Source organism: Acetobacter sp. AC2005, from assembly GCF_037901235.1.
Taxonomy (GTDB): Bacteria; Pseudomonadota; Alphaproteobacteria; order Acetobacterales; family Acetobacteraceae; genus Acetobacter; species Acetobacter oryzoeni.
Map to the genome: position 1 here is coordinate 98,161 of NZ_CP149625.1, position 14,074 is coordinate 112,234.

Genomic DNA, 14,074 nt, shown 5'->3' on the forward strand with positions numbered 1-14,074 from the left:
CCCCTGCCCGCACCTTTTGGCCCAAAGCAGGGGGAGAATGTTGAATGCTTAGTTGGCAGATGCCATGTCTGGCAGTTCCTGCGCCTTGCCTTCCTGCTTTTCCTTGGCTTCTTCTGCCTGAATAGCTGCAACGCGCTCTTCTACCAGTTCTACAACATGTTCGATCATGTCAGCCGCAGGCACGGTATGATCCTGCTTGCCGCCGGCATACACCATATGGCGGCCAGAACCACCGCCGGTTACGCCCAGATCTGTCAGCAGGGCTTCACCCGGGCCGTTCACCACGCACCCGATGATGGACAGGGTAAGCGGGGTTTTAATATGCGCCAGCCGGTCTTCCAGCGTCTGCACTGTTTCCACCACGTTAAAGCCCTGACGTGCGCAGGATGGGCAGGAAATAATCTTAACGCCACGGTGGCGCAGGCCGAGGGACTTCAGAATATCCCAGCCCACCAGCACTTCTTCTTCCGGTGCTGCAGAAAGAGAAACACGCATGGTGTCACCCACACCGGCCCACAGCAGATTGCCCAGACCAATGGAGGATTTTACAGTGCCGGCACGCTTGCTACCTGCCTCTGTAATACCGATGTGCAGCGGATAATCGCAGGCTTCTGCCAACTGCTGATAAGCCGCCACAGCCATGAAGACGTCCGATGCCTTCACGCTGATCTTAAATTCACGGAAGTCATGGTCTTCCAGAATTTTGGCGTGTTCCAGAGCGCTTTCTACCAGCGCATCGGGGTTTGGCTCACCGTATTTTTCAAGCAGATGCTTTTCCAGTGACCCGGCGTTTACACCAATACGGATGGAACAGCCGTAATCCTTGGCGGCCTTAACCACTTCACGCACACGCTCGGCGCTGCCGATATTGCCGGGGTTGATACGCAGGCAGGCGGCACCTGCTTTTGCAGCTTCAATAGCGCGTTTGTAGTGGAAGTGAATATCGGCCACGATAGGCACGTTCACTTCCTTTACAATTTCTTCCAGCGCTTTGGTGCTTTCTTCATCCGGGCAGGACACACGCACAATATCCACACCTGCCATTTCTGCACGGCGAATCTGCTCGATTGTGGCCTGTGCATCGGTGGTGAGGGTGTTGGTCATGGTCTGGACGGAAATCGGCGCATCACCACCGACGGCTACCTTGCCGACATGGATCTGCCGAGATTTCCGACGCTCGATATGCTGGTAAGGCCGGTAGCCGCTCATTTTACATCCTTTTGTCGAAAACGACAGTTGAGGGAAGCTGCCGTGTTCGGCCACACGGCGTTCTCCATTGCGTTTGGTGTTTTCCTGCCAAAATCAGGACCATTTGGCTACACATAATACGCGCGAGGGTGCCATTCTAGTGCGAACCCATGCCCTGAAGCTGGCGCGCATTCAAATCATCAGCGCTTGGTTCGGCTTGCACGGGTGCGGCCCGGCGGCGTGGCCGGGGTGCAGTTTCCTTGGGCTTAAGCGCCTGTTCCGAGGCTGCCAGATCTGTCTGCGCATCTGTTGTTGTTCCTAATACCGCATTGGGCACAGGGGCTGCAACATCTGCATGCGCAGGCAGTATGACAACATTATTTTGCGCAGCAGGTGCGGCCAATGTACCATCACGCACACCTTGTGGCGTGAGCACCATTTTGCGGCGTACGGCACCATTGCGCCCCAAAGGCGCTGTAACCAGTTCTCCCATACGCAAAACCACACCACCGGCATTGCCTACGGTAAGGCTATAAGGCCCACCCTCAACCGGCACATTCCATTCCTCATCGGGTTGCAGAATGTGGTCATACACAACCTTGCCGTTGGCATCCTTTACCTGCACCCAACTGGCGGCCAAGGCCTTCAGCACGATCTGATTATCTGCAACGGCAGTAGAAGGAACTTCTGGCGTTGCCGGAGGTGGCGTTTGCACATTGGGTTGCTGGGGAGCTTGCGCAACTGGCGTGCCAACATCCTCACCCGGCTGGTGTGTGTCGGGCGCTACGCCACTTTCAGGCGAAACACTTGTCGCACCTTGCGCATTCAATGCCTGTTCAGCACTGGGTAGCTTAGGCTGCGGAGATGGCGGCAAAGGTGCCGGAACAGCACTTTTATCGGGCAAAATGGAAGCCACTTGCGGAGAAGGCGCATTATGCGTCTGCTCACCGGGCAGAAGGCTTGCCACAGGCGGCACGCGCTCAGGCGCAGGGGGCGTGTGCCCCGTAAAATAATACCAGCCCACATAGCTGGCCAGAATAACCGCAAGCCCAAGAGAGATGGACACAGCCGGTGGAATACGCCGATCCGGCGGTGGATCTGGAAACACAAGTTCTGGCTGCCGAATGGCGTTGCGCGTTTCCAGCCTGTAACGCTCCACCATGGGGGTTGGATCAAACCCCAAAGCCTGCGCATAGGCCCGCAAAAACCCAAGCGTGTACACTTCCGCCGGAAGCACATCCGCTTTTCCGGTTTCCAGCGCATCCAGATACGCATCACGGATGCGCAGATACGCGGCAACATCCTCCAAGGACCAGCCAAGCTGTTCGCGGCGTTTGCGCAGCGCGCCCCCTACCCCGTATGTACCAACATCGGGGAGCGGAGGCAGAGCAGCCGGCTGCTCCTGTTCAGAACTTGGGGCGTTTTCAGCCATCAGCATCCATGCGGCGTTGTTGACGGATCAGCGCTATCACGGCCTGATCTATCAGGTCAGCAATAATCTGGGCCACTGGCTGCACGGATTTTACCATGCCAACAGATTGCCCGGCCATAACAGAGCCTTCTTCCACATCCCCTTCAATAACCGCACGCCGCAAAGCGCCAGCCCAGAAATGTTCGATTTCCAGCTGAGCATCTTCCCGCGTGAGATCACCGGCCTGAAAGCGGCGGATAACATCAGCCTGATGCGCCACAAATTTGCGCCCGCCCTCATTGCTGATGGCCCGCACCGGAATAACCGGAAAGCGCTCATCAAGCTGCACCGAGGTTGTGGCATCTCGCGCATTGGCCCGCACAAAAGCTTTTTTAAAGTTTTCGTGGGCAATGCTTTCCTCTGCCGCGGCAAAACGTGTGCCGAACTGACCACCAGCAGCGCCCTGCTCCAGATAGGAAACCAGCGCATCACCCCGGCCAAGGCCGCCAGCCACAAAAACCGGCACGTTCTGAATATGCGGCAGAATTTCCTGCGCCAGCACAGTCAGGGAAACGGGGCCGATATGGCCGCCTGCTTCTGCGCCTTCAATCACCAGCGCATCCACGCCCATCTTGATCAGCCGCTTGGCCAACACCAATGCAGGGGCAAAACCAATAACCTTGGCACCACCATCCTTGGCAGCCTTAATGGCTGAGCTGGGCGGAATACCACCTGCCAGCACAATATGGCCCACCTTGGCATCCAGACACACCTGCACCAGCTCATCCAGCTTGGGGTGCATGGTAATCAGGTTCACACCAAAAGGCCGGTCTGTCAGCGCACGGGTGGCGGCAATTTCCTCAGCCAGACGGGCTGGTTCCATCGCGCCACAGGCAATCACGCCAAACCCGCCTGCGTTGGAAATGGCGGATACAAGGTGGCGTTCACTCACCCAAGACATCGCCCCGGCCAGAATGGCGTAAGGCGTGCCCAGAAAATCCGTTCCACGCTGCCACAGCTTATCCAGCCGTGAGCGGGCGCGTTGCCATTCTTCTGATGTTGGCGCGGGGTTCAGGCTGCTTGCAATATCAGACATCATCAAGACCATAGGCCGTGTGCAGCGCACGCACTGCCAGTTCGGCATATTCTGCTGCCACCAGCACGGAAACCTTGATTTCGCTGGTGGAGATAGCCTGAATGTTGATGGAGCGTTCAGACAACGTGCGGAACATGGTGCTGGCCACACCTGCGTGAGAACGCATGCCGCTGCCAACTACGCTCACCTTCACGATATCCGGGTCTGTTTGCAGTTCTTCATACTGCACAGCGCCACGCACGCTTTCCAGAATGCTGATAGCACGCGGCAGATCGGTCTTGCTGGTGGTGAAGGTCATGTTCGTGGTGCCATCGGCACCCGTGCTCTGCACAATCATGTCCACATTCACGTTGGCTTCGCTCAGCGGGCCAAAAATTGCCGCCGCAATGCCCGGACGGTCAGGAATGCGCCGAACCGACAGCTTGGCTTCATCACGGGAGTAGGCAATGCCGGTGACCAGTTTCTTTTCCACGATTTCGTCCTCATCCACCACCATAGAGCCAGGAAGGTGACCTTCCATCACTGCGGGGCCATCTTCAAAGCTGGAAAGCACCTGCACACGCACGCGCTCACGCATGGCAAGGCCTACGCTGCGTGTTTGCAGCACCTTGGCGCCAACAGATGCCAGCTCCAGCATTTCTTCATACGTAATTTTGTCCAGCTTGCGCGCCTTGGGCACGATTCTGGGGTCTGTGGTGTAAATACCATCCACATCTGTGTAGATATCGCACCGATCCGCCTTAATGGCGGCAGCAAGCGCCACGGCAGATGTATCCGAGCCACCACGCCCCAGCGTGGTTACGCGGCCATCTGGCCCCACACCCTGAAAACCGGCCACAACAGGCACCATGCCTTCGGCCATGCTGCCCAGCAGGCGTGCGCCATCTATCGAATCGAGGCTGGCCTTGCCGTGCAGGGAATCCGTAAGAATGGGGACCTGCCATCCGGCAAAGGAGCGAGAGGGCACGCCAAGTTTTTGCAGGGCAATGGCCAGCAAACCGCTGGTAACCTGCTCACCCGTTGCCACAACGGCATCGTATTCGCGCGCATCATACAAAGGAGAAAGAGACTGACAGAACCCAACCAGACGGTTGGTTTCCCCTGCCATGGCTGAAACAACCACCAGCACATCGCAGCCTGCGTCTTTCTGTTTTTTGACGCGTTCGGCCACGGCTCTGATTCGGTCAAGATCCCCCACGGATGTCCCGCCGAATTTCATGACAATCCGGGGTGCGGAACCGGACATAGCTTTATTCTCCACCAAACAGGCCGTAAAACGCATTGCACCAGCCCTTCCCGCCACCTGCATAGCGGAAAAGACGCATGGGAACGGTTGCGCTGCTTCACAAGCCGCGTCACATACCTCTCCCGGCCCCCTTTCGTCCAGCGGGGAGACCAGCAGGAAAGGAATTTGTTGTATGCACGCCACCCGAGAGGAAGCGCCTTCCTCTGTTTCTTCCGAGGAAATTGCCCGCTTTAGCGCTCTGGCAGACAAGTGGTGGGATCCAACAGGCCCCATGCGCCCCCTACATGCCATGAACGGCCTGCGGATTGAATGGGCCAGCCGCCACCTGCCCCTGCGTGGCCGCAAATCACGCAAGCCGCATGTGCTGGATATTGGCTGCGGCGCCGGGCTGGCCAGTGAGGCTCTTGCAAAAGCCGGGTATGACGTATTGGGGCTGGATGCATCGGCCAATGGCATTGCCGCCGCGCAGGCGCATCTGGAAGCCAACCCGCTTCCTGCCGGTTCTGGCACGCTGCACTATCGTCAGGGCAGCGCAGAAGAACTGGTGGCCGAACATGCCAAGTTTGATGCCGTTATGGCTTTAGAAATTATAGAGCATGTCACTGATCCTGAAGCATTTATGATCATGCTGGCTCAGCTTGTAGATGCCAATGGCACGGTTATTGTTTCTACCATGAACCGCACCCTGCGCTCTTTGGCTGTGGGCAAGATTGGGGCGGAATATCTGCTGCGCCTGTTGCCTGTGGGCACGCATGAATGGCGTAAGTTTATCCAGCCTTCCGAACTGGGCCGCTATGCCCGCGCCGCTGGCCTGCGGATGGTCGCCATTTCTGGCATGGCACCCGGCATTGGTAGCTGGAAAGAAACGCGGGACTTGGGCATTAACTACATCGCAGCCTTCAAAAAAGACTGATATATAATTTAGTTTATTATCAGCATGTTTCTGACACTTTCTTACGCACAAAGTTAAGCAGGAAGTGTCAGAAACTCAAAGCAGGTTGGGCTTCCAATAGGGGTAAAATCCCACGTAAAGCCAATCTTGCCTGTGGTTTTATCTACCCGGAAAGATGTGATGGAATCACTCCGCTGATTGGCTACGAACAGATAGCTACCAGATGGATCAAATTTGAGCGCACGCCCGTAATCGGCATGAGTCCAGATTTCGTCCACCAATGTCAGACCACCATCTTTGGCCACCTGAAACACCGCAAGGGAATCGCCCAGGCGGTTGGAGACATAAAGGAAATGCTCATCGGGTGAGAACAGAATGCCCGCAGCCAACGTACTGCCTCGGAAATGAGCCGTCAGGCTGCTTACAGCCTGTTGCGGGGCGATATCCCCTGTTTTGGCATCAAAGTTCGCTACCACCACCTTGGAATCCTGCTCGCACAGAATGTACAGGCGCAAACCATCTGCAGAAAACTGAAAATGCCGCGGGGCTGAACCGGCTGTCATGGTGGTAAATGGCTTTTTGGCCGGGAACAGACGCCCCGCATCCAAATTGATGCCATATACATACATTCTGTCCAGACCAGCATCTGCCACCGCCACAAAGCGACCAGAAGGATCTGTGTGGATCATATGCGGGTGAGAGCCTGAATGATCGCTTATGGCAAAATTGCCCGGCGGATTATCCGATGCCCTATCAGGCATGCGTGGGCCAGTATTATGGATCAGGGTTGTCATTGCCCCTAAGGAACCATCTTTCTGCACACGCAGCAGCGCAAAGTTGCCCCCCGTATAGTTGGCAACCATAACGTATTTGCATGAGGGATGGACGCTCAGATGCGCCGGATCTGCCCCACCGGAAGAAACGGTATTCAGCTTTGTTAACGCGCCCGTACCATGATCTACCGAAAACGCCGTGACTGCCCCGGTATTTTTTCCTTCAAAATCATTGATTTCATTAACGGCGTAAAGAAAACGCTTATCTGGAGAAAACGCAATGAACGACGGGCTGGCAACATCTGTAAATGTATTCAGATGGTTGAGAGAGCCTGTTTTACGGTCCATTTCAAAAACCGTAATACCATCTCCATTGCCGCCCGGTGGCCCGTGCTGCGTATAACCGCCTACATAACATAAAATACGCTCTGGCTGCGGTGGCGTTGTGGCATCCTGCTTATCAGGCGCAGGCGTATTATCGTCTGCCCGTGCATAGGCGCTTCCTAAAAAACCACACGCCAGACTACCCAGCCCGAAAGCACGACGCGAAAACGAGCCGCTCATAATCCTGTTTTTCTCCTTGGTTCGCGTATGCTCAGGGCATCTTGCAGACAGACCCCATAGGCGGGCCGGAATAACGTGTCCATGTCTGGGTTTCACCAAAAATGGGCAGGCCCAGATAGCCGCGCAGCTTTAGAACACCAGATTGGGGAGACCAGATGCGCGCGTCATACTTATGGCCGCTATCGGGGTCCAGAATATTCCCCTCCCACTTGTTCTTTTCATCTTTTAGGGGGCGAAAATCCGTTAGCATCAACAGGTTGCACTCGGTTTTTCCGTCATGCCCCTTAGGCACATCCGTACCATCGTAACGCAACCCGATCAGCCGGCCACAAACGGTTTCCCCGCATTTTTCAATTTTAAAAACGCCGTCATGATCTTGGCTCAGCCAATAGCCCATCAGGCTATCTTCCCCACCCATGGCAGCAGAATCCGCCTTGGCAGGCTGAGAAAGTGCAGGAAGCAGCGCCGCAGATATGCCTAATACAGACGAAAGAAAAAAAGCCTTAATTCCAGTTTGAACGCCGCGCGTCATGAAGTTTTTCATGCTCTCTTTCTCCTTCGCCCAGCCCTGTTTCCAACATACACTTTTTTACATAACTGGCTGGCCTGCCCTGTTAATTTGGGCACCGTAAGCACTGCCTGCCACCCCTGGCACTGTTCCGACAACCCCGAAAAATCAGCTGTCGGTCTTGCGTACCCACGGAAGCGGCAGCACATCAACCCCTTCATCTTCCAGCATTTCGCGCTCTGATGCCGTCATATCCCCATAGATGCCGCGCTCTGGCGCTTCTCCATGATGAATACGCAGGGCCTCATCCGCAAAATTGGAACCTACGTTTTCGCAGTTTTCTTCCACCACGGCTCTGATCTGGCGCAAAGCGTTCATCAGATTATCTGGCGTTACAGGTTCTGGCTGTTGCGTTGCGGCAGGTGCTGCCGGTTGTTGCTGAGGCGTTGCTTCAGACTGCGAAGATTCCACTTTTTTCGGGCGCGAGCGCCCCTTTACAATAGCGGGCGCCATAAGGGCCTGTTCCACTTTGGACGAGCCACAGATGGCGCAGCTGAGCAAATTTTCCTGCTTTAAGCGTGCAAAAGCGGCGCTATCCCGGTACCAGCCTTCAAACGTATGTCCGTTTGCGCAACAGAGCTGATAACAGATCATCCGCTTTTACCTCCCGCCTTCAGTTTTCGCCCAAGCCCAAAGCGGCATCCAGCTTGCCTTGCCGCTCTAGTGACATCAGATCATCACATCCACCCAAGCACTTATCTCCTACAAAAACCTGAGGCACTGTTGTGCTGCCACCAGAACGGCGGATGGCATCTTCGCGTTCCTGCGTGCCGCGGGGTGCGTTAATTTCCTTAAACGGCACCTTTTTGCTTTCCAGCAGCGCAACAGCACGCACGCAAAAAGGGCATCCACGTTGTGTGTAAATTTCGATTTCAGGCATAAGCGTATTCCTTGTGCATGTTTGAAAGCCCGGTTCTGATACCGTGCATCTATTCTGGCAGGTTTATATCAACTTCTGGCCGCGCAGGCACCAGCCCCGCAACCAAAAGGCTAACATGACATACCCCCGCTTGCTTTAACGCCTGTACGCAGGCCGTAGCAGTGGCACCCGTTGTGAGCATATCATCCACCAATACAACAGAACGGCCCTGCAATTTTTGCTGCCATTTGGGCCTGAATGTAATGGCGCTTTGCATTTCCTGCTGCCGTTCCTTGCGAGAAAATCCAGCTAATTTTGTTGTTGCGCGCGTACGCATAAGGGCATCTGGCGCAACCTGTAAATGCTTTATGCGCGCCACTTCAGCCGCCAACAACGCCGCCTGATTATAACGGCGCCTCAGCAAGCGCCACCTATGCACTGGCACAGGAATTAACAACACATCTGGGGGCAGAATATCCTGCCCAATCTGGGCCATACGTTGCGCCAGAAACCGGGCATTTTCTGTTCTATCTGCATATTTAAGCTGTAAAATCAGATCTCTGGCGGCTGTTGTATAAACAAAAGCTGCCCGCGCCTGTTGCCATGCAGGATGGTGTTGCTCACACGCAGCGCACAAACCCGTCTGCCCCAAACTTTCCTGCGAGGGCTGAGGCGTTGCACAAGCATTGCAAAATGGACGGCTGATAGGCTGTAAGCGACCAAAGCAGGATGCGCAGGTCAGCCCATGCTGGGCCACATCTGCCCCACACAACACGCAACTTGGAGGATACAAAATATCCATCAAAGCTGTGCCCAGCTTGCGTATCTTCACCTGCATTTCTGGGGTTCACGCAAAATTTCCCGGCCTCTGTTCTTGGCAAACCACAGGGAAGCACGCACATGTTGCAAAATGGATGTGCCCGTAATTTTTGATCGCAAAGCTGTAAGACTGCACCGTGAGCGTGCTGCCCGCACCCAGCGCACCACTGCCCCTATACTGGAAGCCGCAGCGGATATTTTGTTAGATCGGCTGGATGATGTCATGCGTTCATTTTCTAGCGCGCTGGATATTGGTGGGCGGGGCATTATCTGCCAAGGGCTGAAAAATAGAAATATTCCAACCATTGCGTGTGACCTTTCTGAAGCACAGGCCCGTTGCGCCTCAACCCCAAGCATATGTGCAGATGAAGAGCGCCTGCCCTTTGCCCACGGCAGTTTTGACCTGGTGGTTGCCAGCCTTTCCCTGCATTGGGTGAATGATCTTCCAGGCCTGTTCCACCAAATCCGCTCTATCCTGCGTCCTGATGGGCTTTTTTTGGCCAGCATTCCCATTTTACCCACGCTGAGACCATTGCGACAGGCCTTGGAAATGGCCGAACTGGCTTTAAGCGATGGTGTTTCCCCCCGCGTATCACCGCTGCCCACACAGCAAAGCTGCGTTTCCCTGCTTCAGCGTGCCGGGTTTGCGCTGCCTGTGGTCGATACGGAAACATTGGAGCTACGTTACCGCTCCTTACGGGCATTGATGGCAGATTTACGCGCTGCGGGAGAAACGAACGCTCTTGCCTTACGCTCTCGTGCCATACCTCCTCGCCTGCTGTTTCCTGCGGCTGCGCATGAACTGGAGGATGAAAAGGCAGGAAGTTTCTGCATGCCATTACATATGGCAATACTTGCTGCGTGGTCTCCCTCTGGCAATCAGCCGCAACCGCTTACACCGGGGCAATTTACGCACTCACTACACGATGTGCTGCAACAGCAGCCACGCCCTTTAACCAAACAATAAGCAAATGGCTTTTTTAACCGCCCGTAACGCTCATATGCCGCTGTGGGCCGGAAACATCGGCTTCTGATGCGCCCAGCAGAAAATCATGCCCTTTGGGTTTGCGGGCAATGGCATCCTGAATAGCTCTTTCCAATGCGGCATCATCTGCGCCAGCCCGTATCAGACTGCGCAAATCGGCCCCATCTTCCTGCCCCAAGCAGGTATAAAGCCGCCCTGTGCAAGATAACCGCACCCGATTACACGTTGCGCAGAAATTATGGCTCATAGGGGTAATCAGCCCCAGCCTTCTGCCGGTTTCTCCTACGCGCAAATATCGGGCTGGGCCACCAGTAACATCTGGAATGGGCGTAAGTGTCCAGCGTTTGGATAAATCAGCCTTTACATCTAGCAATGGCAGATAGCGGGATGTGCGATCTTCCCCCGTATCTCCCATTGGCATGGTTTCAATCAGGCACAAATCTGCGCCTATTTCTCCGCACCATGCCAGCAGCGTATCAAATTCATCATCATTCACACCGGCCATGGCAACGGTGTTGATACGCAGTGCCAACCCGACATCCCGCGCGGCACGTATGCCTTCCAGCGTGGCAGCCAGCTTGCCCCTGCGCGTTATTTTGGCAAAACGTGCCTCATCCAACGTATCCAGGCTGACATTCACACGGCGCACACCGGCATCAAACAAGGTTTGCGCATACTGGGCCAAATGGCTGCCATTGGTTGTGAGAGTGAGTTCTTCCAACTGGCCGCGATTATCGGAATGTTTGAGCCATGAGCCCAGTTCCTGAAAAAACGGGCCAATATCACGGCGCACCAAAGGCTCTCCGCCTGTTATACGCAGGCGGCGCACACCGTGCTGCACAAACACACGGCATAGGCGCAGCAGTTCATCATAATCCAGAACATCTGAGCGCGGCAGAAAGGTCATGCGTTCGGCCATGCAGTATGTGCACCGCATGTCGCACCGGTCTGTTACCGATACACGCAGGTAAGAAATCCGCCGCCCGGCAGGGTCCGTTAAAGAGGACAACATTGGTTCTCTATATCAGAAACCAACCCCACATAAAACGACAGTTTGAAGGTTGGTAACGGAAAAACACATTGCTTGTGATAGCAAAGCGGACAGCCCCGAAGAGCCGTCCGCTTTACCTATAAGCCCAACCTAAAAACTTAGTGGCCAGAGCTGTTACCTGAAAAATCAGGACGCGGCAGACCAGAAAGTTCAAGCTGCTTCGCCAAAGCTTCCTTTAAGCGTTCCAGACACGCTTCTGTCGGACCTTCTGCACGCGCAACCAGAACGGCCTGCGTGTTAGAAGCCCGCAGCAGCCACCAGCCATCTGGCGTATTCACACGCACACCATCAATTTCGGAAACATCAGCACCTTCCTTACGCAGGCGTGCGGCAACTTCCTCAATCACTTTGAACTTGCGGTGGTCATCACACTCAAAACGTAATTCCGGGGTGGATACGGTTTTGGGCAATGCTTCACGAAAAGCAGAAAGCGGTGCATCCATCCGGGCAACAATATCCAGCACGCGCACACCGGCGTACAGGGCATCATCAAAGCCGTACCATTTATCTGCAAAGAAGATATGGCCCGACATTTCACCGGCCAGAGGTGAACCCGTTTCCGCCATTTTGGATTTGATAAGCGAATGGCCTGTACGCCACATCAATGGCTTGCCACCGGCTTTTGCCACTTCATCAAACAGCACCTGACTGGCCTTGGCATCCGCAATAATGGTGGCCCCGGAATGGGATTTTAACACATCGCGCGCCAGCAGAATAAGAAGCTGATCACCCCACAGAATGCCGCCTGTATTATCCACCACGCCAATGCGGTCTGCATCACCATCAAATGCAATACCCAAATCAGCCTGATGCTCACGCACAGAGGCGATAAGCTGTTCCAGATTTTTAGCAACCGTTGGGTCTGGATGATGCACGGGAAAAGTGCCGTCAATTTTGGCGTTCAGCACAATGTGCTCGCCCGGCAGCTTTTTTACCAACATTTCCAGAACTTCACCGGCGGAGCTGTTGCCGTTGTCCCAGACAACTTTCAGCTTGCGCTGTCCGCCAACGTAATCCCTTACAAGGCGTGCTACATAGTCTTCACGAATATCCACATCGCGCACGGCGCCTTTTTCTTCTGGCACCACATCGCCCTTGGCAGATAGATCCCCCAGCTCCCGAATCTGGGCCCCGAAGAAAGGCTTGCCAGCCAAGGTGATTTTAAAGCCGTTGTGATCTGGCGGATTATGGCTGCCTGTCACCATAACGGCGCCATCAGCCTTAAGAATAACAGACCCATAATATAGCAGAGGTGTGGGGCCACGCCCCACACGCACTACATTTAGCCCGCACGCTACGGCACCTTGCACCAATGCCTTCTCCAATGCAGGAGAAGACAGGCGGCCATCATAGCCCACAACCAGCGTTTTACCGCCATTGCGGCGCACAAGGCTACCAAAGGTGCGGCCTATGGCAAACGCATCATCGGTTGAAAGGGTTTTACCAACAATGCCGCGAATATCGTATTCGCGCAGGCTGGTAGATTCAAACCTATGCGCAAAAGACATCAGATTTTATCTGTGTATTTTTTCAGAAATTCCTTCACGCCATCAGCAAGATCAGGCCGTTCCAGAGCAAAGGCCACCTGTGCTTCAAGGAAGCCAAGCTTGTTGCCGCAATCATAGCGGGTGCCTTCATAACGCAAGCCGTGAAAAGGCACCTGACCAATGGTTTTTGCCATGGCATCTGTAAGCTGCACTTCACCACCTGCACCTTTTTCCAGCTTGGAAAGATACGGCATAACTTCTGGTGTCAACACATAACGGCCAATGATGGACAGGTTGGAAGGCGCATCTTCCGGCTTTGGCTTTTCAACCAGGCCCTTCACTTCAACAAGGCGGCCATCATCCTTGCCTGTATCCAGAATACCGTAACGGTTTGTCTGTTCACGTGGCACTTCTGTCACCGCCACAACGCTGCCGCCTGTTTCATTATAGGCATCGGCCAGCTGCTTCAGGCAGCCCTTGCCGGGTGCGGCTTGCACAATATCATCGGGCAGCAGGATAGCGAACGGATCATCCCCAATAAAGGAGCGCGCGCACCAGATGGCGTGCCCAAGGCCCAGCGGTTCCTGCTGACGCACAGCAATAAGAGAACCTGCTTCAATAGAGCTGGGTTCCAGTGCTTTCAGGCAATCAAGCTTGTGACGCTCTCTGAGCGTGTCTTCCAGCTCATAAGCAATATCAAAGTAATCAATAAGGGAGTCCTTACCGCGGCCTGTAATCAGGCAGAACTCTTCAATCCCGGCTTCACGCGCTTCATCAATCGCATACTGAATCAGCGGCCTGTCAACAACAGGCAGCATTTCTTTTGGCATGGCCTTGGTTGCGGGCAGAAAGCGCGTTCCCAATCCCGCAACAGGCAGGACTGCTTTACGTAAAGGCTTGGGTTTGGACACGAATACAACACCTTAAAAAACGGGTTAAACCTCAACCATCAGAACCACCTTGTCCGCAGAGAGCACCCTGCCCACAACACGGCTCATCAAGAATGCAACAAAACCCGCCCAACGCGCAAAAACGCGTGTGCGTGTTTTAGGCCACACTCTACATGGCTTTTATTTTACACATCTAAAACCATGCGCCTATTCTAAAAACCGGAAAAGAGAGGCGTGAATATGAC

General features: G+C 54.6%; 14 protein-coding genes. 2 read left to right on the forward strand and 12 right to left on the reverse strand.

Annotated features, from left to right (window positions below; genetic code table 11):
- Nucleotides 1-48: 48 nt before the first annotated feature.
- The 4 genes from ispG to QQM41_RS00520 all read right to left on the reverse strand — a co-directional run bounded on the left by ispG (nt 49) and on the right by QQM41_RS00520 (nt 4,941).
- Complete coding sequence (gene ispG / locus QQM41_RS00505) at nt 49-1,209, reverse strand: flavodoxin-dependent (E)-4-hydroxy-3-methylbut-2-enyl-diphosphate synthase (protein WP_050819690.1); 1,161 nt, start codon at nt 1,207-1,209, stop codon at nt 49-51.
- 136 nt (nt 1,210-1,345) lie between these two features.
- The gene (locus tag QQM41_RS00510) at nt 1,346-2,620 is read right to left on the reverse strand and encodes a RodZ domain-containing protein (RefSeq protein WP_339077444.1); all 1,275 of its coding nucleotides are present in this window, start codon (nt 2,618-2,620) and stop codon (nt 1,346-1,348) included.
- Nucleotides 2,613-3,695 carry a nitronate monooxygenase family protein gene (locus QQM41_RS00515; protein ID WP_339078130.1) on the reverse strand — a complete coding sequence of 361 codons (1,083 nt, stop codon included), beginning with the start codon at nt 3,693-3,695 and terminating at the stop codon, nt 2,613-2,615. Before QQM41_RS00515 ends, QQM41_RS00510 begins: the two co-directional genes overlap by 8 nt.
- On the reverse strand, nt 3,688-4,941 hold the full coding sequence (locus QQM41_RS00520) for an aspartate kinase (protein WP_035362166.1): 1,254 nt from the start codon (nt 4,939-4,941) through the stop codon (nt 3,688-3,690). Before QQM41_RS00520 ends, QQM41_RS00515 begins: the two co-directional genes overlap by 8 nt.
- Before the next feature lie 172 nt (nt 4,942-5,113).
- Between QQM41_RS00520 and ubiG the strand changes: the two genes are divergently transcribed.
- Nucleotides 5,114-5,854, forward strand: a complete 741-nt coding sequence (gene ubiG / locus QQM41_RS00525) for a bifunctional 2-polyprenyl-6-hydroxyphenol methylase/3-demethylubiquinol 3-O-methyltransferase UbiG (protein ID WP_050819688.1) — start codon at nt 5,114-5,116, stop codon at nt 5,852-5,854.
- Between the two features lie 53 nt (nt 5,855-5,907).
- Here the strand turns inward: ubiG and QQM41_RS00530 are convergent, their stop codons facing one another.
- The 5 genes from QQM41_RS00530 to QQM41_RS00550 form a co-directional block, all read right to left on the reverse strand.
- Entirely contained in the window at nt 5,908-7,170 is a 1,263-nt protein-coding gene (locus QQM41_RS00530) for a lactonase family protein (protein ID WP_339077445.1), read from the reverse strand.
- Nucleotides 7,171-7,201: 31 nt separating this feature from the next.
- Complete coding sequence (locus tag QQM41_RS00535; protein ID WP_339077446.1) at nt 7,202-7,714, reverse strand: DUF2147 domain-containing protein; 513 nt, start codon at nt 7,712-7,714, stop codon at nt 7,202-7,204.
- Between the two features lie 132 nt (nt 7,715-7,846).
- The gene (locus tag QQM41_RS00540; RefSeq protein ID WP_339077447.1) at nt 7,847-8,332 is read right to left on the reverse strand and encodes a DUF1178 family protein; all 486 of its coding nucleotides are present in this window, start codon (nt 8,330-8,332) and stop codon (nt 7,847-7,849) included.
- Between the two features lie 19 nt (nt 8,333-8,351).
- Nucleotides 8,352-8,618, reverse strand: a complete 267-nt coding sequence (gene grxC, locus QQM41_RS00545) for a glutaredoxin 3 (protein WP_050819684.1) — start codon at nt 8,616-8,618, stop codon at nt 8,352-8,354.
- A gap of 49 nt (nt 8,619-8,667) precedes the next feature.
- Nucleotides 8,668-9,435, reverse strand: a complete 768-nt coding sequence (locus QQM41_RS00550) for a ComF family protein (RefSeq protein ID WP_339077448.1) — start codon at nt 9,433-9,435, stop codon at nt 8,668-8,670.
- Between the two features lie 72 nt (nt 9,436-9,507).
- On the opposite strand from QQM41_RS00550, the gene QQM41_RS00555 reads away from it, so the two are divergent.
- A complete protein-coding gene (locus QQM41_RS00555) occupies nt 9,508-10,383 on the forward strand; it encodes a methyltransferase domain-containing protein (RefSeq protein ID WP_339077449.1) in 876 nt (291 codons plus the stop codon).
- Between the two features lie 13 nt (nt 10,384-10,396).
- On the opposite strand, the gene moaA is transcribed toward QQM41_RS00555, so the two are convergent.
- The 3 genes from moaA to galU all read right to left on the reverse strand — a co-directional run bounded on the left by moaA (nt 10,397) and on the right by galU (nt 13,850).
- Entirely contained in the window at nt 10,397-11,413 is a 1,017-nt protein-coding gene (gene moaA, locus QQM41_RS00560) for a GTP 3',8-cyclase MoaA (protein WP_339077450.1), read from the reverse strand.
- 137 nt (nt 11,414-11,550) lie between these two features.
- Nucleotides 11,551-12,960, reverse strand: a complete 1,410-nt coding sequence (pgmG, locus tag QQM41_RS00565; protein ID WP_339077451.1) for a phosphoglucomutase/phosphomannomutase PgmG — start codon at nt 12,958-12,960, stop codon at nt 11,551-11,553.
- Nucleotides 12,960-13,850, reverse strand: a complete 891-nt coding sequence (galU, locus tag QQM41_RS00570; protein ID WP_339077452.1) for a UTP--glucose-1-phosphate uridylyltransferase GalU — start codon at nt 13,848-13,850, stop codon at nt 12,960-12,962. The genes pgmG and galU overlap by 1 nt, the downstream gene beginning before the upstream one ends.
- Between the last annotated feature and the right edge of the window lie 224 nt (nt 13,851-14,074).